General features: G+C 34.4%; 15 protein-coding genes. 10 read left to right on the top strand and 5 right to left on the bottom strand.

The window, feature by feature from the left end:
* The first annotated feature begins 28 nt into the window (after positions 1–28).
* The 3 genes from rlmH (at position 29) to ACW0JX_RS26665 (ending at position 3705) form a co-directional block, all read left to right on the top strand.
* Positions 29–508, top strand: coding sequence for a 23S rRNA (pseudouridine(1915)-N(3))-methyltransferase RlmH (gene rlmH, locus ACW0JX_RS26675; protein WP_089172074.1), 480 nt, complete (start codon positions 29–31; stop codon positions 506–508).
* A 79-nt stretch (positions 509–587) separates the two neighbouring features.
* On the top strand, positions 588–2606 hold the full coding sequence (locus ACW0JX_RS26670; protein WP_089172073.1) for a GAF domain-containing sensor histidine kinase: 2019 nt from the start codon (positions 588–590) through the stop codon (positions 2604–2606).
* Between the two features lie 220 nt (positions 2607–2826).
* Entirely contained in the window at positions 2827–3705 is an 879-nt protein-coding gene (locus ACW0JX_RS26665) for a radical SAM/SPASM domain-containing protein (protein WP_000713633.1), read from the top strand.
* A gap of 37 nt (positions 3706–3742) precedes the next feature.
* Here ACW0JX_RS26665 and pepF read toward each other — a convergent pair whose 3' ends face one another.
* Together pepF and guaC are read right to left on the bottom strand one after the other, a co-directional pair.
* Positions 3743–5560, bottom strand: a complete 1818-nt coding sequence (gene pepF / locus ACW0JX_RS26660; protein ID WP_256424700.1) for an oligoendopeptidase F — start codon at positions 5558–5560, stop codon at positions 3743–3745.
* Between the two features lie 137 nt (positions 5561–5697).
* The gene (guaC, locus tag ACW0JX_RS26655; protein ID WP_000432447.1) at positions 5698–6681 is read right to left on the bottom strand and encodes a GMP reductase; all 984 of its coding nucleotides are present in this window, start codon (positions 6679–6681) and stop codon (positions 5698–5700) included.
* Positions 6682–7156: 475 nt separating this feature from the next.
* Here guaC and ACW0JX_RS26650 point away from each other — a divergent pair, with 475 nt between their 5' ends.
* The gene (locus ACW0JX_RS26650) at positions 7157–8602 is read left to right on the top strand and encodes a DEAD/DEAH box helicase (RefSeq protein WP_089172071.1); all 1446 of its coding nucleotides are present in this window, start codon (positions 7157–7159) and stop codon (positions 8600–8602) included.
* Positions 8603–8642: 40 nt separating this feature from the next.
* On the opposite strand, the gene ACW0JX_RS26645 is transcribed toward ACW0JX_RS26650, so the two are convergent.
* The gene (locus ACW0JX_RS26645) at positions 8643–9203 is read right to left on the bottom strand and encodes a DUF1836 domain-containing protein (protein ID WP_029443708.1); all 561 of its coding nucleotides are present in this window, start codon (positions 9201–9203) and stop codon (positions 8643–8645) included.
* Between the two features lie 164 nt (positions 9204–9367).
* Between ACW0JX_RS26645 and trhA the strand changes: the two genes are divergently transcribed.
* The 4 genes from trhA to ACW0JX_RS26625 all read left to right on the top strand — a co-directional run bounded on the left by trhA (position 9368) and on the right by ACW0JX_RS26625 (position 13240).
* Positions 9368–10015, top strand: a complete 648-nt coding sequence (trhA, locus tag ACW0JX_RS26640) for a PAQR family membrane homeostasis protein TrhA (protein ID WP_001099728.1) — start codon at positions 9368–9370, stop codon at positions 10013–10015.
* A 184-nt stretch (positions 10016–10199) separates the two neighbouring features.
* Positions 10200–11216 (top strand): UDP-glucose 4-epimerase GalE, encoded by a 1017-nt coding sequence (gene galE / locus ACW0JX_RS26635; protein WP_016084366.1) that lies wholly within the window; start codon positions 10200–10202, stop codon positions 11214–11216.
* A gap of 443 nt (positions 11217–11659) precedes the next feature.
* Positions 11660–12250, top strand: a complete 591-nt coding sequence (locus ACW0JX_RS26630; RefSeq protein ID WP_075719591.1) for an AmiS/UreI family transporter — start codon at positions 11660–11662, stop codon at positions 12248–12250.
* Positions 12251–12346: 96 nt separating this feature from the next.
* Entirely contained in the window at positions 12347–13240 is an 894-nt protein-coding gene (locus ACW0JX_RS26625; protein WP_157676176.1) for an NAD-dependent epimerase/dehydratase family protein, read from the top strand.
* An 88-nt stretch (positions 13241–13328) separates the two neighbouring features.
* Here ACW0JX_RS26625 and sodA read toward each other — a convergent pair whose 3' ends face one another.
* Complete coding sequence (sodA, locus tag ACW0JX_RS26620) at positions 13329–13955, bottom strand: superoxide dismutase [Mn] (RefSeq protein WP_000094037.1); 627 nt, start codon at positions 13953–13955, stop codon at positions 13329–13331.
* Between the two features lie 218 nt (positions 13956–14173).
* Here sodA and ACW0JX_RS26615 point away from each other — a divergent pair, with 218 nt between their 5' ends.
* Both ACW0JX_RS26615 and ACW0JX_RS26610 read left to right on the top strand, forming a co-directional pair.
* A complete protein-coding gene (locus ACW0JX_RS26615) occupies positions 14174–15244 on the top strand; it encodes a nitric oxide synthase oxygenase (RefSeq protein ID WP_089172069.1) in 1071 nt (356 codons plus the stop codon).
* 360 nt (positions 15245–15604) lie between these two features.
* Positions 15605–17170 (top strand): BCCT family transporter, encoded by a 1566-nt coding sequence (locus ACW0JX_RS26610; protein WP_459245246.1) that lies wholly within the window; start codon positions 15605–15607, stop codon positions 17168–17170.
* Between the two features lie 52 nt (positions 17171–17222).
* Here the strand turns inward: ACW0JX_RS26610 and ACW0JX_RS26605 are convergent, their stop codons facing one another.
* A complete protein-coding gene (locus ACW0JX_RS26605) occupies positions 17223–18521 on the bottom strand; it encodes an MFS transporter (protein WP_459245245.1) in 1299 nt (432 codons plus the stop codon).
* Positions 18522–18698: the final 177 nt, after the last annotated feature.

The following is an 18698-nucleotide window of genomic DNA, read 5'->3' as shown; positions in this document are numbered from 1 at the left end:
TAACATGTTTGTAAGGTGGAGGATACGTGTGAATATCTCGATTATTTCAATTGGGAAATTAAAAGAAAAATATTTGAAACAAGGTATAGCAGAATACTTAAAACGATTATCAGCATACGCAAAAGTAGAATTAATTGAATTGCCAGATGAAAAGGCACCAGAAAATTTAAGTGAAGCAGAAATGTTAATTGTAAAGGAAAAAGAAGGTATACGTATACTGGATAAAATTTCTGATGACACGCATGTGATTGCATTAGCTATAGAAGGAAAGCAAAAGTCATCAGAAGAATTTGCGGTCAGTCTAGATCGCCTTGCTACATACGGAAAGAGTAAAGTCGCATTTGTAATTGGTGGATCACTCGGACTAAGTTCAGAAGTAATGAAGCGTTCAAACGAATCACTTTCTTTTTCAAAGATGACGTTACCACACCAATTAATGCGATTAGTGTTGCTTGAGCAAGTGTATAGAGCGTTTCGGATTAATCGCGGTGAACCGTATCATAAGTAAAATATTCTATGTAAAACAAAGGTAAGACGCTGATATTATCATATTTATTTTATTATGCCTATAACTGGAGGCTATGTGAATGGTAAGTGATCAGACGAGATATTCTAGGCTCGCGAATATAACAAAAATAATAAATACGAAATTAGAACTACGTGAAGTATTGCAGCGTGTGACAATGGCGATATCAGAGGAGATTGTTAGGTGCGATGCTGTTGGAATTTATTTACCCCAGGAAGATGGAACATTTAGAGGGTTTGCAGGAAAACCAGAGACCATAAATGGCGTAACACTCGATACTCAGGTAGTTGATCCTGAAATAGACTTACTGGCAAAAGAAGTTATTGAAACGAAAAAAACCATCTATATTCCTGATACCTCAAAGGATCATCGACCAGATCCGAGACCAGTTGATGCGTTTAAAATTAAGTCCTTATTAGCTCTGCCTATCTCATTTAGGCAAGAGTTATTTGGTCTGGTTTTTTTATTTGATTATGGGATCCCGATGAACTTAACAGATTCAGAAATTCAAAGTGTTGAAGCTTATGTAAATATGGCCGCGGTCGCAATTCAAAACGCAAATAATTTAACACAAAAGGAAAACCTTATTGTTGAGAAGCAGCTGTTACTAAATGTTACCCGTGATTTATCAATGTGTTCCTCGATACAGGAGAGTTTTGATAAATGCTTTTTTTACTTAGAACAGATTTTAGAGAGTAAAAATATGACTGCCCATCTTCTAGATCCGCTAGACAAAACAACGATTAAAACAACGAAATTAAGTAAGGGCTGTGATTGGACAGAAGCTGATTGGACAGAGAAAAGCTATGAAGCCAAGATCCAAGAAGTTATTCAAACAAAAAATATAGATAGTAAGGATTTATTGATGATCCCATTGATTTCAATGGGAGAAGTATTAGGGGTAATCGTCGTTGGGAAAGAAGGAAAAGCTCACAATTACGATAATTCTCAAATTCAACTAGCAAAATCTATCGTTGATGCCACAGCCCCCACGTTTTCAAATTTGTTATATATGGATAAACTAGAAAGTATAGTGGAAGAGCGAACGGGAGAGCTAGCTGCTGCTAATGAAAAAGTTACAAGTGTGATTGAATGTATTACGGATGGATTCTTTACTTTAAATAATAAATGGGAATTTACGTACGTAAATAAGCACCAATATTTTCCGCAAAGAAAAACAGCAAAAGATGTATTAGGAAAGAATATATGGGATGTTTTCCCGAGTGATATCGACACAGTTATGTATAAGGAATTTCATCGTGCGATGTCAGAACGAACTACAGTTCATTTCGAATTTCTTTCTACTGCAGATGAATATTGGCACGAAGTTATTGCATACCCGTATGATGATGGTATTTGTTGTATTTTTAAAAACATAACGGAAAAAAAGAAATATGAACAGGAATTGAAAAGATTATCTAACATTGATTTAATAGGGCAAATGGCAGCAGGTATCAGCCATGAAATTAGAAATCCAATGACAACGGTACTAGGATTTTTGCAGTTATTAAAAGAAGAGAATACCTATGAGAAACATAATAAGTACTTTCATTTAATGATTGAAGAACTTAACCGTGCCAATTCTATTATTACTGAATTTCTCTCAATGGGTAATACAAGGAAATTGGATTTGCAGATGTTAGATTTAAATTCACTTATCCGCGATATTATTCCTTTAATAAAGATTGATACGTATAATCAAAATAAATATATTCAATTCGATACAAATGACATTCCGAAATTACTTTTAAATCGTAATGAGATACGGCAATTATTAATGAATCTATATCGTAATGGCTTAGAAGCGATGAGTACAGGGAAAGTTCTAACCATTAGCACCTACAAGGAAGGTCAAAATTGTGTGGTGCTTGCAGTGGAGGATCAAGGAAAAGGTATCAGGCCTGAAGTATTAGAGAAACTGGGTACGCCATTTTACACGACCAAACATAATGGAACTGGATTGGGGTTAGGTGTATGTTATGCCATTGCTGCCCGCCATAATGCAAAAATAGAAATTCAAACAGGATCGGAAGGCACTACCTTTTTTGTTAAATTTAATTATGAAAATAATAAAAAATAAGCTTATTTAGAATAGTTATGATGAACCGTATCATAAATAAATTTATTCTTTGCATATAAAAAGGATAAAAAGACCATTGGACAAAAATTACCGATGGTCTTTTAAATATTATTAGATGGTATGTAGATTTCCTAAAATAAGTATGTTTCTATTTCCATAAAAATATGCTGTAATATGAAGAGGAAAAAGTATAAGTAGTTAGAGAAGTGAGGAATTAAAGGTGAAGAAGTTTAAGAAGTTTTACTTGGAGATTACGAGTGTATGTAATCTTGCGTGTAGCTTTTGTCCGCCGACGGAAAGGCAGAAGCAATTCATTTCTGTAGAGGATTTTGCTAAAAGATTAGACCAAATTAAACCTCACACAGACTACATTTATTTGCACGTGAAGGGGGAGCCGTTGCTCCATCCGAAAATAGATCAACTATTAGACTTAAGTCATGAAAAAGGGTTTAAAGTTAATATTACAACGAACGGAACGTTAATTAATAAGAGAAGGCATAGGCTGTTAAATAAGCCCGCATTAAGGCAAATGAATTTTTCACTGCATAGTTTTGATGGACACCCAGGTTCGCAAGATAAAGAGGGCTATGTAAGGAGTATACTTTCCTTCATTAGGGAAGCGACAAGTCAATCAGATTTAATTGTATCGTTAAGGTTATGGAATTTAACTCAGGATAATAAAACAAATGCTGAAATTCAGAAAAATAGGGAGTTATTATCCATAATTGAAAATGAATTTGATCTATCTTATCAGATTGAAGAGAAGCTTACACCAGGAAAAGGTATAAAAATTGCAGAACGTGTCTTTATTAATCAAGACTATGAATTCCAGTGGCCAGCATTACATGAAGAAGAGGATGATGGGAAAGGATTCTGTCATGGACTTCGTAATCAAGCAGGGATTTTAGCGAATGGGACGGTTATTCCTTGTTGTTTAGATGGTGAAGGGATTATTAACCTTGGAAATATTAATAATGATTCATTTTCTAACATTATAGAAGGTGAAAGAGCAACAAACATTGTCGATGGATTTTCAAAAAGAGTTGCGGTTGAAGAGCTTTGTAGGAAATGTGGATATCGTAAAAGGTTTGGGAAGTAAATATGAAATAAGCCCTCATAAAGCGAGGGCTTATTTTTTATTCTTGATAAGAATGCTCTAATTCATCAATTAATGAACCAACGTAAGAAACAGCTTGACGGATTGCATCTGGTTTTGACATATCTACTCCGGCATGTTTCATTAGTTCAAGTGGTTTCATTGTACCACCAGCGCGAAGCACATCTAACCAGCGATCAATAGCAGGTTGTCCTTCATCTTTAATCATTTGAGCTACTGCAGTTGATGCAGTGAGGCCTGCGGAATATGTGTAAGAATATAGACCCATATAATAATGAGGCTGACGCATCCAAGTTAAGCCCGCACCTTCATCGATTTCTACAGAATCTCCCCAGAATGTGGAAAGGACATTTGTTTTAATTTCAGTTAAAGTTGTAGCTGTAAGGGCCTGTCCTTCTTCTGCTAGAGCATATACTCTACGTTGGTATTCACCCTCAAGTAAATGAGTAACAAAGTTGTGATAATATGTGCCGAGTAGTTGTAGAATGACCCATCTGCGCATCCTCTTATCGTCAGTAGTCTCTAGTAAATGCTGAGCTAATAGTAATTCATTCATAGTTGATGGTGCTTCAACAAAGTACATAGATGGGCGTACGTTCATGATACGTTGGTTTTTATTTGCTAAATAGAAATGACCAGCATGTCCAAATTCATGTGCTAATGTGAAGCATCCACGCATCGTATTTTGCCATGTAATTAAAATATAGGGATGAGAGCCGTATGGACTTGAGCAAAATGCCCCTGTTGATTTGCCTACGTTATCTGCAAGATCTACCCATCTTTCTTTGAATCCTTTTTGGATTATGGAACTATATTCATCGCCTAATACTTTTAAAGAATCTTGAATGAGCGTGGCTGCTTCTTCATAAGTAATCGTCGGATTAAATTCGGGATCTAAAGGTGCGTGTAAGTCGCAGAAAAGCATTTGATCGAGTCCTAATACTTTCTTTTTTAAATCTGCAAAACGGCGCATATGAGGTGCTAATTCTTTATAAATAATATCAAGTTGGTTGTTATACATTTCAAGTGGAACCTTTTGTGGTTCTAATAGCATATGGGTAACGGATTCATATTTACGTAAACGAGAAAGTGTTACTTGTTTTTTTACTTCGGTAGCATATGTTGTCGCAACTGTATTTTTATATCGTTTCAAGGTGGAAACAAATGATGAGTATGCTTTTCTACGTATGTATGCGCTTGGAGAAAATTCATATTTGCTTTCAAATAATGCGAAAGAAACAGGGAGTTCGTTTCCTTGTTCGTCTTGTATAGAAGTGAAATCCATATCTGCCAATTTAGTCATGCCGTAAATTTTGTATGGAGAACTATGAACTTCGCCAAGTGCAGCAAGTGCTTCTTCTGTTTCAGGAGAGAGTGTGTGCTGCCTTTTTTTGAGTATTTCTAGTAACGACTTACGGAAAGGTTCGAGTTTTGTTTCTTCAGTTAAATATTTTTCAATTGTTCCTTCGTCGAATGAGAGGATTTCATTATGAATAAAGGATAGTGCAGTATGTACTTTCGTCCATAAAGCAGAAATTTTGGAAGAGTTCGCTTGAATAACTGGATTTGTACGATCAGTAGATTCTTTTAAATTTGCATATGAGTACAGTTTTGTTAACTTCATTAAAAGCTCTTCTTCTAAAAGTAGGCAATTTAATAAAGTTGTGGAGTTAGTATGTAAACGTCCTTTAAATGCATCAAGTTTCTGTATATCATTTTCTAATATGTTTAATGCGGTATGCCACTCATCATTGGACTTATACAAATCAGACAAATCCCATTTTAGTTCGTTAGGTACTTCCGCACGAACAAGACGATTCTCAATTATAGTTTTCATGTCTTATATCCTCCTTATTAAAAGCATCTAAAAATATGATACTAGAAAATTCAGTAAAATAAAAATATTTAACATTTTTATATATGAAAAAGAAGGAGAAGCATAGAATTGCTTCTCCTTCTTTTTAATTTTAAGAATTAATATACTTTGTCACCATTAAAAATTGAGTTTTTCACGACAACATAATCTACAGTACGAATAGCATCTAGTTTTGTTCCACCAGCGTAAGAGATAGAAGATTGAAGATCTTGTTCCATTTCGATTAACGTATCTTCTAAAGAACCTTTATGCTCAACGAACATTTTCTTACCTTCAACGTTTTTCTTCTCACCCTTTTGGAATTCAGAAGCAGAACCGAAGTATTCTTTATAAAGTTTGCCATCTCTTTCAATTGTTTCCCCTGGAGACTCTTCGTGACCAGCGAATAGAGAACCGATCATGACCATAGTTGCCCCAAATCGAATAGATTTAGCTACGTCGCCGTGTGTACGAATACCACCATCAGCGATAATTGGCTTACTTGCAGCTTTTGCACACCAACGAAGTGCAGCTAGCTGCCAACCACCAGTTCCGAAGCCTGTTTTAATTTTAGTAATACAAACTTTACCAGGTCCAATACCAACTTTTGTTGCATCGGCACCAGCATTTTCTAATTCTCTTACCGCTTCGGGAGTTCCAACGTTTCCAGCGATAACGAAGCTCTCTGGTAAATGTTTTTTAATATGTTGAATCATGTTAATCACAGCATTAGAATGACCGTGTGCGATATCAATCGTGATATATTCAGGTGTAAGTTGCTCAGCAGCTAATTGTTGTACGAATTCATATTCGTCCTCTTTTACACCAACGCTGATAGAAGCGATTAATCCACGTGATTGCATATCTCTAATGAATGAGATTCGTTTCTCTGGTTGGAACCGATGCATGATATAGAAGTAATTGTTTTCAGCTAAATAAGTTGCGATTCTTTCATCAATAATCGTTTGCATATTTGCAGGCACGACAGGTAATTTAAATTTATGTTTTCCTAAAGTGACAGTTGTATCACATTCAGAGCGGCTATTTACAATGCATTTTGCAGGAATTAATTGAATATCTTCATAGTCGAATACGTTTTCCATCATTTACACCCCTAAAATACGAATATTTTATTTTTATTAATCAAAAATGTTCGTCCATAGGATAATTTACATTATTTTTATTAAGAAGTCAAAGGATTTCTTAACATTTTTTTAAAAAGTAGATTTTATATCTGAAAAAAAACGTTAAAAACGAATTTAAAACGTTTTTTCAATTGTATTGTTCGTTTATGAAAAAAGGTTGAAAAATTGAGATAATTATACAAGGTTGTATGTATTCTTTTTATTTTTTGGTAGGGTGAGGGTACTATGAAAGGGTTAATGCTAACAATACGAGCAAAAGATGTTATCAATTAGTTGAACAATATATGAAATGATAAGGTTTATTTCTATATAAAAAGATGAATCTGGCATGATCCACCTTTTTATGTGAGGTTTCAAGTATAATAAGTAGGGTGATAGTAACGTATACAAAAGATAAAAAAGAAAATAATACAGAATAAAATGAGGTTAATATATGAGTAAAAAAAGTTTTTCTGATTATAAATTAAGTAAGGAAATTGTAAGGGCACTTACTGGGTTAGGATATGATCATCCAACAGAAGTACAAGGTGAGGTTATTCCAGTCGCATTACAAAAGAAGGATCTTGTTGTGAAGTCCCAGACTGGAAGTGGAAAAACAGCTTCATTTGGTATTCCGCTTTGTGAAATGGTGGAGTGGGAAGAGAATAAACCACAAGCATTAGTTTTAACACCAACGAGAGAGCTTGCGGTACAGGTAAAAGAAGATATTACAAATATAGGTCGATTCAAAAGGATTAAGGCTGCGGCAGTTTATGGGAAATCTCCATTTGCACGTCAAAAATTAGAATTAAAGCAAAAGACACATATTGTAGTTGGGACTCCTGGTCGTGTGTTGGATCATATTGAAAAGGGTACCCTTTCTTTAGAGTGTTTGAAGTATTTAGTTATTGATGAAGCAGATGAGATGCTAAATATGGGCTTTATCGATCAAGTAGAGGCAATTATTGATGAATTACCTATAAAAAGAATGACAATGCTATTCTCAGCAACACTTCCAGAAGATGTTGAAAAATTGTCTCGTACATATATGAATTCACCAACTCATATCGAAATTAAAGCAGCTGGGATTACAACGGATAAAATTGAACATACTCTTTTTGAGGTAATAGAAGACGAGAAGCTTTCACTACTTAAAGATGTAACAACGATTGAGAATCCAGATAGTTGTATTATTTTCTGTCGTACACAAGAAAATGTAGATCATGTATATAGACAGTTAAAACGAGCTAACTATCCTTGCGACAAAATACATGGTGGTATGGTACAAGAAGATCGTTTTGAAGTCATGGATGATTTTAGAAAAGGGAAATTCCGTTATTTAGTAGCAACAGACGTGGCTGCGAGAGGAATCGATATTGATAATATTACACATGTTATCAATTATGATATTCCACTTGAAAAAGAAAGCTATGTACATCGTACTGGAAGAACGGGACGAGCTGGAAATAGTGGAAAAGCTATTACATTTATAACACCATATGAAAATAGATTTTTAGAAGAGATTGAGGATTATATTGGTTTTGAAATTCCAAAGGCAATTGGACCTTCAAAAGAAGAAGTTATGAAAGAGAAAGCTGCATTTGAAGAAAAGATACATGCTAAACCAATTATAAAGAAAGATAAAAATGCGGACATAAACAAAGGCATTATGAAGCTGTACTTTAATGGCGGGAAGAAAAAGAAAATTAGAGCGGTAGATTTCGTCGGTACAATTGCTAAAATTAAAGGTGTTACAGCAGAAGATATAGGCATTATTACGATACAAGATAACGTTTCTTACGTTGAAATATTAAATGGAAAAGGACCACTTGTCTTGAAAGTCATGAAGACTACAACGATTAAAGGGAAACAATTAAAAGTTCATGAGGCAATTAAGTAAATAAAAAACTATCCACTTTAATAGGTGGATAGTTTTTTATTTATGATTTTTTCAAATCATCAACTAGTTGCTCTGCTAAACGTCTATACATATTACTCATAGTCACGAAGGATGTTAGTAGTAGAAATTTTTCTAGCTTTGTATCTTCTAAGGAAGAAATCTCATTTACTTCTGTAACACGTTTATTTACGTCTTGTTTAAAGCTTTCGACATTGCTTTCAGTAAGAGTAAGATAATTTTTATATACCGCATTTAATTCAAATGAATCATCGTTTAATAAGGAGTCATTTATATTTTCTAATGAACTTTTTATATCGTTAATGGAGAGTGCGCCCTTTAATTGGTAAATCAGGCTAATTAAAATCATATGCTCTTTTGAATACTTTTTATTTTTGATAGGGATAAATAGTTTCCCTTTTGCGTAATTATTAATCATCGTTTTTGTTAATACTTTTTCATCATCAGTTCTCGTTGTATCTGCATAAGTATTCTCAAATAGTTGGACAACTTGGTCTACATATAAGTCAACATTTGGAATATCCTCAAGTTTAATATTTTTTTCTAAATGTAATGTCTCAAGTAATTCATTTATATTTTCCACGTAGAATCCCTCACTTTTATAACTTAGTGGAACTTAATGTTTAATATATCTTTAAATATGGTATTACGAAACAAATGAATTGTAAATGTTGACCTTAAAAAGAAATGTGTATATAATTACATGTAGTTATCGAAACTACATGTAATTATATGAGGGGTGTTATTATGAATACTTATGTAAGGGAACCAGTTAACGCATTTACTCACTTAGGTGGAGCGATATTATCATTTATTGCCTTATTAGCTATGCTTGTGAAAGTTTCTATTAAGATGCCATCATTTGCTGCAATTACAGCTGTTATTTTGTTTGGTATTGGAATGATGGTCCTTTATACGGCGTCAGCTGTGTATCATAGTGTTGTGGCCAATGAACGTGTTATTTACTTCTTTAGGAAGCTAGATCATTCTATGATTTTTATATTAATTGCAGGTACATATGCACCCTTTTGCTTGATTACATTAAATTCAGCAAGTGGTTTACTATTATTTTGTTTAGTCTATGCAACTGCGATTTGTGGCATTGTATTTAAAATGTTTTGGTTTAATTGTCCAAGATGGTTATCGACAGCAATTTATATTACGATGGGTTGGTTAATTGTTTTATTCTTTGCACCGTTAGCTGAGAATTTAAGTACAGGAGGCATTATTTTCTTAGTACTTGGAGGCATTTTTTATACAATTGGTGGATTTATTTATGGAACAAAGCCAAAATGGTTAGAATTTAAATATATGGGGCATCATGAAATTTTTCATGTTTTTGTATTATTAGGTAGTCTTGCGCATTTTCTAAGTGTATATTGTTACGTAATTTAATAAAAAAACGCTACATAATAAAAATTATGTGGCGTTTTTTTATTACCTGATTAGAATCGTATATGTTATAAAATTATTATGGGATAAAATGTAAGTTTCTGTGCTCGCATGTTAAACATAGGATAAGAAATATGTGATATACTTTGAGAAGTTTATAATGAATGAAATATGGAGGACTATAATTATGGCAATACTTGTAACAGGTGGAGCAGGATATATTGGTAGTCATACATGTGTAGAATTACTAAATAGCGGTTACGAAGTTATAGTAGTGGATAACCTTTCGAATAGCTCGGTAGAATCTATAAATCGAGTGAAAGAAATAACAGGAAAACAATTTAAGTTTTATAAAGAAGATGTTTTAAATCATGAAGCAATTGACGCAATTTTTGAAGAAAATGCAATTGACGCAGTTATTCACTTTGCAGGGTTTAAAGCTGTAGGGGAGTCAGTAGCGATTCCATTAACATATTATCATAACAACATTACAAGCACGTTAGTGCTATGTGAAGTAATGCAGAAACATAATGTTAAGAAGATGATCTTTAGTTCATCTGCAACTGTATATGGTATTCCAGAAACGTCACCGATTACGGAGGAGTTTCCATTAAGTGCAACAAATCCATATGGTCAAACGAAATTAATGATTGAGCAAATTATGCGTGATGTAGCATTTGCAGATGCAGAATGGAGTATTGCATTACTTCGCTATTTCAATCCATTTGGTGCACACGAAAGTGGGCGTATCGGAGAAGATCCAAATGGAATCCCAAATAACTTAATGCCATATGTAACGCAAGTGGCAATAGGTAAGTTAAAAGAATTAAGTGTATTCGGAAATGACTATCCAACGAAAGATGGAACGGGAGTCCGTGATTACATCCATGTTGTGGACTTAGCAAATGGTCACGTAAAGGCGCTTGAGAAAGTACTGAGTACAACAGGAGTAGATGCTTATAACCTGGGCACAGGTATGGGCTATAGTGTACTAGAGATGGTTGAAGCGTTTGAAAAAGTTTCGGGCAAGAAAGTTCCTTATAAAATTACAGAGCGCCGCCCAGGTGATGTGGCAGTATGTTTTGCTGATGCATCGAAAGCAAAGCGTGAATTAGGCTGGGAGGCAACACGTGGATTAGAAGAAATGTGTGCAGATTCTTGGAAATGGCAATCAAATAATAAAAATGGCTATTTAGAAGTTTAATGATGAATAAAAAAATGACCTTTGCATAAAAGCAAGAGGTCATTTTTTATTAAGTTTATTAGCGAACCTAGAAAAGAACGTTCGCTGTTTTAAATGATATGATTTTACAATATCTTATGCTAGAAGATAGTAGAATGAGATAGAGGAATGTATTATTTTGTTAATTTTTTATGGGAATTGAAAGCGTATTATTGAAAAGTATTCCAACACTTGTATCATTGCTAGAGTCCGTTTATAATCAAGGAATCCTATTTCATGTTTTGATAGGATTATTTATTATTGAAAGCGTTTTAAGTTTCCTCTTTTTCGAGGTAGGAGGTCTGACTTATTCAGATGAAAAATTATGTATGTAGTTTTAAATGGAAAGAAAAATAATATCAGTATCACTTTATAGTGTAGGGAGGTTAAAAGTGTGAAAGGTAAAGATTTTCACACGAATATATATGGGTTATATAGGATTATTACTTTCAGGGGCAGCTTTATTTTTAAATAGTCTTGTTATATTAGGGAAAGCAGAGATGAAAAGTGCGGGTGTTTTTAATTTATTTGTGGGTGCACTACAAATTATTATTCCGTTTTATTTGATCATGATTTCTGATCAAAGCAATTGGACAGTGTATTCATATGCGGCTACTTTCTTATTTGGATTAACTTATTTATATGTAGGTGTTACTTTTATAAAAGGAATGGATAGTAGTGGTCTAGGATGGTTTTGTATTTGGGTAGCAATTATTGCTTTATTTTATATGGTTGTTTCATTTGTTAAATTCCATGATGTTGTTAATGCATTAACGTGGTTTATGTGGGCATTACTTTGGTATTTATTCTTTGTATTAAATACACAAAAGAAGAATATCAATCAATATCTTGGAAGGATTGCCTTCGTACAATCATGGGTAACATTGACTTTACCTTCACTATTTTATTTTATGGGAGTATGGGGAGAGGGATTCGTATATGAACTATGGGTTTATGTATCAGTAATTTCTATTTTGTACTTCTGTTATTGTATTTATAAATATCGAGTACGTTAATATATGATCTGCATAAAAGCATGGAATCATTAAACTGATTTCATGCTTTTTTATATATTAGCGTTTTATAATAAAAGGGGTGGTATCTCATAAATCATGAAAATGGGGATGATGAAATTGAAGAAAGTGTTGGTGCTAGGAGGAACAAGGTTTTTTGGTAAACATTTAGTAGAGTACCTTTTGCAAGCTGGACACGATGTAACAATTGCCACGAGGGGAGTTACTGAAGATTCTTTTGGTAGCGCAGTAAAAAGAATAATTGTCGATAGAGAAGATGGAAAGCTACTAGAAGAGCGTCTAGAAGGAAAAAGTTATGATATTGTATACGATAATTTATGCTATAGTTCAAATGCAGCGAAAATGGTATGTGAAGTTTTGAAAGGAAAAACGAAGAAGTATATTATGACATCTTCAATGGCTGTCTATGAACCTGCATTAAGTTTGTTAGAAGAGGACTTTAATCCATACGAATATGCAATTACATATGGAGATAGAAATGATTTTAATTATAGTGAAGGAAAGCGATTAGCCGAAGCGGTTTTATTTCAATATGCAACATTCCCAGTCGTTGCAGTGCGTTTTCCAGTTGTTATTGGAGAAAATGACTATACGAAAAGGTTACAATTTTACGTTGAATGTGTTGTGAACCAAAAACCTATCGTTGTGGATCATGTAGATGGAACTTTGTCATTTATACATGAAAAAGAGGCAGGAGAGTTTCTAGCTTGGTGTGGAATGGAAAATGTGAAAGGACCAATTAACGCCTGTAGTAACGGGGTAGTTTCTACGGAAGAAATTATTCATTTCATAGAAGAGAAGACGGGAATAAAAGCACTCATCCAGGAAGCTGGAGAAAATATAGCTCCTTATAATGAGGTAACTAACTGTACGTTACATAATGGAAAGGCTCGTAAATTTGGATTTTTGTTCCGAGAGCTGAAACTAGAAATGAAAAATGTTTTAAAACATTATATAAATACAATGAAGTAATCACAAATCCCCCGGTGGCAATCCGGGGGATTCTGGAGGATTTCGACAATACTGATTTTACATTACCAAATTTACCTTATACATACGACTAATGTTTTTGTGATTGAATTGCTTGTAAATACTTCTCGTTTACTTGGTCCCAGTTTACTGTATGCCACCAATTGGTAACAAACTCTGGGCGCCGATTTTGATACTTTAAATAATAAGCATGTTCCCATACATCAATTACGAGTAAGGGGATTTTCCCTTCTTGCAAAGGCGTATCTTGATTTGGTGTACTCATAACAGAGAGTTCCTCACCGTCAAGAACAAGCCATCCATAGCCACTTCCAAAACGACTAATAGCTGCTTTGGAAAGTTGATCTTTTAAGTTGTCAAAGGTATTGAAATAATAATCAATTACTTTTGCAACGTCTCCATTAGGCTCACCGCCACCCCGTGGGCTCATTACTTCCCAAAAAAGACTATGACAATAGTGACCACCACCGTTATTTCTTACAGCTGTAACAATTTCCTTCGGTAAAGCATCTAAATTACATAGCAATTCTTCTAAAGATTTATTATGTAATTCAGTATAATTTTCTAAAGTAGCATTTAAATTGTTTACGTATGTCGCATGGTGCTTTCCATGATGAATGGAAAGTGTATTGCTATCGATATGTGGCTCTAGTTCATCATAGTCATATGAAAGCTTTGGCAATTGAAATGAAGACATAACATTACCTCCTTTCTATTTAAAAAAGTTGGTCTAGGTAAAAATACTTTACCTGAGTCAAAAATACACCCATTTTCCATATAAGTCAATAGTAAGTCTGTTAATTTTCTGAAAAATATTACAATAAAAGTAACATTCTCAATTTCATTTGTGACTCCTATCCTTTTTGCTTATACTGTAAAGTAGCAAGGTTTTGTTGAAATAGAAGGAGATTGTTTATGAGTAAAACGAAACAATTAATAGAGGAAGCAAGTAATTTTATTACGATTTGTTATAAGGAGCTTCATAAAGAACAATTGATAGAAGAACGTATAAAAGAAATTCAAATTGAGATAGAGAAGACAGGGACATATGAGCATACATTTGAAGAACTTGTTCATGGTTCACGAATGGCATGGCGTAACAGTAATAGATGTATTGGAAGACTATTTTGGAGTAAGATGCACATATTAGATGCGCGCGAAGTAAATGATGAAGAGGGTGTATATAATGCATTAATTCATCATATTAAATATGCAACGAACGACGGGAAAGTTAAACCAACTATTACGATTTTTAAGCAATATCAAGGTGAGGAAAATAATATACGAATTTATAATCACCAATTGATTCGATATGCAGGATATAAAACAGAAATGGGAGTGATCGGTGACTCGCATTCCGCTACATTTACGGACTTTTGTCAGGAGCTTGGCTGGCAAGGAGAAGGTACGAATTTCGATGTATTGCCACTTGTATTTTCTATAAACGGGAAGGCGCCTACATATAAAGAAATTCCGAGGAAAGAAGTCAAAGAAGTGCCAATTGAACACCCAGAATACCCTATTTCATCACTTGGAGCAAAATGGTATGGGGTTCCAATGATTTCAGATATGCGCTTAGAAATTGGCGGTATTTCTTATACAGCCGCTCCGTTCAATGGATGGTATATGGGAACAGAAATTGGGGCGCGCAACTTAGCGGATCATGATCGTTATAATTTACTTCCGGCTGTTGCGGAGATGATGGATTTAAATACATCGAGAAACGGTACGTTATGGAAGGATAAGGCGCTAATTGAGTTGAATATTGCCGTACTACACTCTTTTAAAAAACAAGGAGTTAGTATTGTTGATCATCATACTGCTGCACAACAATTTCAGCAATTTGAGAAGCAAGAAGCTGCTTGTGGTCGTGTTGTAACAGGTAATTGGGTGTGGCTTATTCCACCATTATCTCCAGCTACCACTCATATTTATCATAAACCGTATCCGAATGAAATTTTGAAGCCAAATTTCTTTCATAAATAATATTTAGTGCAGTTTTTTTCTGCAAAATATATTTTTTTTAATTACTGTTATGTAGCAAATGGAAGCCTTTACTCTCGGTTATTTTTGGAAGAGGATTTTTGAACCAAGGAGTTCCTTATGTTATAATCAAATTTCTGTTTCGAAGACCTTATAGAAATATAAGGTCTTTTGTTTTGCTTTTTTATGTAAGAGAAAGAGATTTTTTCTTTTTAATAAGGGATTTGGCATATTTTTAGGGACAACATAAGTATGTGGGAAGTCCATAAAATGTTATGCATATATAATTATTGTGTTTTGGGTTTAAACAATAAAACATAATAGAGTTGTTTTTTTAGATTGCTGAGGAAGGAGGAAGTGTAAATGAGGATGAAGAGTCGAAAAACTGATTGGCCTGTATTTATAATTAGCGGTGGTTCACTTTTATTATTTGTAATTGCAGTTTTTTTGAACAAGGATTATGTAGAGAGTGCGATTAATAACAGTTTCGCTTTTTCAATTAAATATTTTGGTGCCTTCTGGCAAGTTTTATTATTAGGTACATTTATTGTTGCGATGTGTATGGCGTTCTCCAAATATGGGAGAGTTAAACTTGGGGGATTAGAAAAACCTGAGATTAGTACGGCAAAATGGCTTGCTATTATTATGTCTACATTACTTGCCGGAGGTGGCGTTTTTTGGGCAGCAGCAGAGCCAATGTACCATTTGATGACGGTGCCACCAATACATGATGGTATATCTGCTGGAACGAAAGAAGCAGTTATGCCTGCTTTAGCACAAAGTTATATGCATTGGGGATTTTTAGCATGGACGATTTTAGGTACAATTAGTGCGGTAGTTATGATGTATGGACATTATCATAAAGGTATGCCGCTAAAACCTCGAACGCTTTTATATCCTATTTTTGGGGAAAAATTAAGAAAGAGCCTGCTTGGAACGATAATTGATGCAGCTGCAATTATTGCAGTAGCTGCAGGTACAATTGGCCCAATTGGATTTTTAGGTTTACAAGCAAGTTATGGGTTACAAGAATTATTTGGAATTTCTGATGTATTCACTACTCAATTGGCAATTATTGTTTGTGTAGTGGCCGTGTCTACCATATCGGCAGTAACAGGTATTGATAAAGGGATTCAAATTATAAGTAATTTAAATGTTAGATTAGCAATTTTGTTAATGGCATTCATATTACTATTTGGGCCAGGTGGATTTATTATTGATTCGTTTGTTTCTTCGTTTGGATTTTATGTAAGTGAGTTTATACCGATGAGCACATACCGTGGTGATACAAGTTGGTTAGGATCTTGGACAATCTTTTTCTGGGGATGGTTTATTGGATACGGACCAATGATGGCAATTTTAGTGAGTCGAATTTCAAGAGGGAGAACGATTCGAGAAATCATCGTTGCAATTGGAATTATCGCACCTATTATTACAACGTTTTGGTTTACTATATTAGGTGGATCAGGTGTGTTTTATGAGTTAATGAATCCTGGTTCTATCTCGGACGCATTAAGTGAATCTGGTATGCCGGCAGCTATGATTGCAATTACAGGACAATTGCCACTTTCTAATATTATTGGACCAGCATTTCTTTTATTAACAATTTTATTTGTAGTGACAACAGGAGATTCAATGGCGTATTCCATTTCAATGGCAGTGACTGGAGACGGAGATCCTAGAATTAGTTTGCGAATTTTTTGGTCGCTTATTATGGGAGCAGTTGCAGCAATTCTTTTATATATGGGTGAAGGAAGTATTAATGCGCTACAATCGTTTATCGTAGTGACGGCAGTTCCGGTATCAATTTTGTTATTCCCGATGCTATGGTTAGCGCCTAAAGTTGCGGGAGAATTAGCATTAAAACAAGGTATTGTAAAAGAAGATAAAACTGCATTCTTATTTCAGAAGGCTAGTAAATCAAAATAAATAAAAACGTAAAAGAGGAAGCATCTTAAATGAGATGCTTCCTCTTTTACGTTTAATCTAATACTTTTCCCTTTGTTTCTGGTACACATAGTAGCATTGTAATTAACCCGATTGGGTAGATGATAAAAATCAGGGACAATGCTCCAAGTAGGTTGCCACCTGTAGCGAGTAAGCCGATAATAACAGGCCCAAATCCAGCTAATCCACGCCCTGTACCGAAAATAAAGTTTTCTGCGGTAGAGCGAGCTTCAGCAGGATAGTTTTCAGCTAAAATTGCCCCAAATCCTCCCATCATTCCATTTGCAAAGAATCCAAGCAATGCACTTCCCCATAATAATAATGTTGAATCTGTGAATAAGAAGAAGTAAATGAGACAGTATACTGTACCGCCAATATAATAAATTGCAAAAGTTTTACGACGACCAATTTTATCAGCTAAAATACCAAAGGTTGCAATTCCAATTAGCATACCGATGGTAGAAATGAACATCCAGCCACTTGCTTTTGCTAATGTATAGTTATATTTATTTGCTAAAATAGTTGGCATCCATGTGAAGATTCCATAATATCCGAAGTTCTGGATAAATGACATAATAATAAGACCGATTGTTGCGATTGTTACTTTTTTACTGGCAAATAACTTTCGAAGTGGGAATTTTTTTATATGTTTTAGTTGTTCTGCTTCAGTAGGTGTTAATTTACCTGCAGCTTCTTTTTGCAATAGTTCCTTTTTGTAGCGTTGTTTTTGCTCCCATATTTTCGGTTCACTTAAACTTTTACGGACATAGACAGCTAGTAAAGCTGGAATTAATCCAAATAAGAAAACGGCTCTCCATCCAAAGTGCGGGACAATAAATGCTGGAAGGAGTGAAGCAATTAGTACACCAAATTGCCATCCAAGTGCAACAACAGATGTCGCTTTAGCGCGCATTTCTTTAGACCATGTTTCTGTTACAATGGCCATTCCGATTCCGAATTCACCACCAACTCCCATTCCAACTAAAAAGCGAAGAATTAATAATTGCCAGTAGTCTGTTGCGAAATAAATGAGTGCGGTTGCTAGTGAAAACAGTAAGATTGTGAAGGCCATTGTACGAATACGTCCAAATAAATCAGCAATAAATCCAAATAAATAAGAACCAATTAACATCCCTATTGTGGTAGCTAATGTTAAGTTTCCACCTTCAACAGGACTTAAGTGAAACTCTTTTAAAATATAGACAAGTACGAAAGATAATAGCAACATATCTAAACCTTCTGCTGCATATCCTAGCGCAGAACCAAATAATGTTTTATACCTTTTCGCTTTCGTCTCCTCTGTTATTTGTTGTACATCAGTAGTGACGTTCATTATTACTCCTCCTTATTTTCTACAGTCGCTATGGAAGAATAACAAAAGGCCTTCTCACCTGATATGATGAGAAGGCCAAAAAAGCATACGTATCCCCAAGAAAAGAACATACGTATATTGTATTCCGACTTCCTTCTCAACCTCACGGGGTTGGGTTAAAGGACTGTATTATATTAC

The sequence above is a fragment of the Bacillus sp. C-3-6 genome, assembly GCF_054509685.1.
Note: the sequence above shows the minus strand (reverse complement) of the source record. Positions and strands in the feature narration are given on the sequence as shown.

Bases quoted from the DNA above. Each gene is read 5' to 3' on its own strand.
- ACW0JX_RS26615 (WP_089172069.1), top strand. From the start codon at position 14,174: ATGAGTAAAACGAAACAATTAATAGAGGAAGCAAGTAATTTTATTACG.
- sodA (WP_000094037.1), bottom strand. From the start codon at position 13,955: ATGTCTTCATTTCAATTGCCAAAGCTTTCATATGACTATGATGAACTA.
- guaC (WP_000432447.1), bottom strand. From the start codon at position 6,681: ATGGAAAACGTATTCGACTATGAAGATATTCAATTAATTCCTGCAAAA.
- ACW0JX_RS26670 (WP_089172073.1), top strand. From the start codon at position 588: ATGGTAAGTGATCAGACGAGATATTCTAGGCTCGCGAATATAACAAAA.
- ACW0JX_RS26630 (WP_075719591.1), top strand. From the start codon at position 11,660: ATGGGTTATATAGGATTATTACTTTCAGGGGCAGCTTTATTTTTAAAT.
- ACW0JX_RS26605 (WP_459245245.1), bottom strand. From the start codon at position 18,521: ATGAACGTCACTACTGATGTACAACAAATAACAGAGGAGACGAAAGCG.
- ACW0JX_RS26625 (WP_157676176.1), top strand. From the start codon at position 12,347: ATGAAAATGGGGATGATGAAATTGAAGAAAGTGTTGGTGCTAGGAGGA.
- pepF (WP_256424700.1), bottom strand. From the start codon at position 5,560: ATGAAAACTATAATTGAGAATCGTCTTGTTCGTGCGGAAGTACCTAAC.
- ACW0JX_RS26650 (WP_089172071.1), top strand. From the start codon at position 7,157: ATGAGTAAAAAAAGTTTTTCTGATTATAAATTAAGTAAGGAAATTGTA.
- galE (WP_016084366.1), top strand. From the start codon at position 10,200: ATGGCAATACTTGTAACAGGTGGAGCAGGATATATTGGTAGTCATACA.
- trhA (WP_001099728.1), top strand. From the start codon at position 9,368: ATGAATACTTATGTAAGGGAACCAGTTAACGCATTTACTCACTTAGGT.
- ACW0JX_RS26610 (WP_459245246.1), top strand. From the start codon at position 15,605: ATGAGGATGAAGAGTCGAAAAACTGATTGGCCTGTATTTATAATTAGC.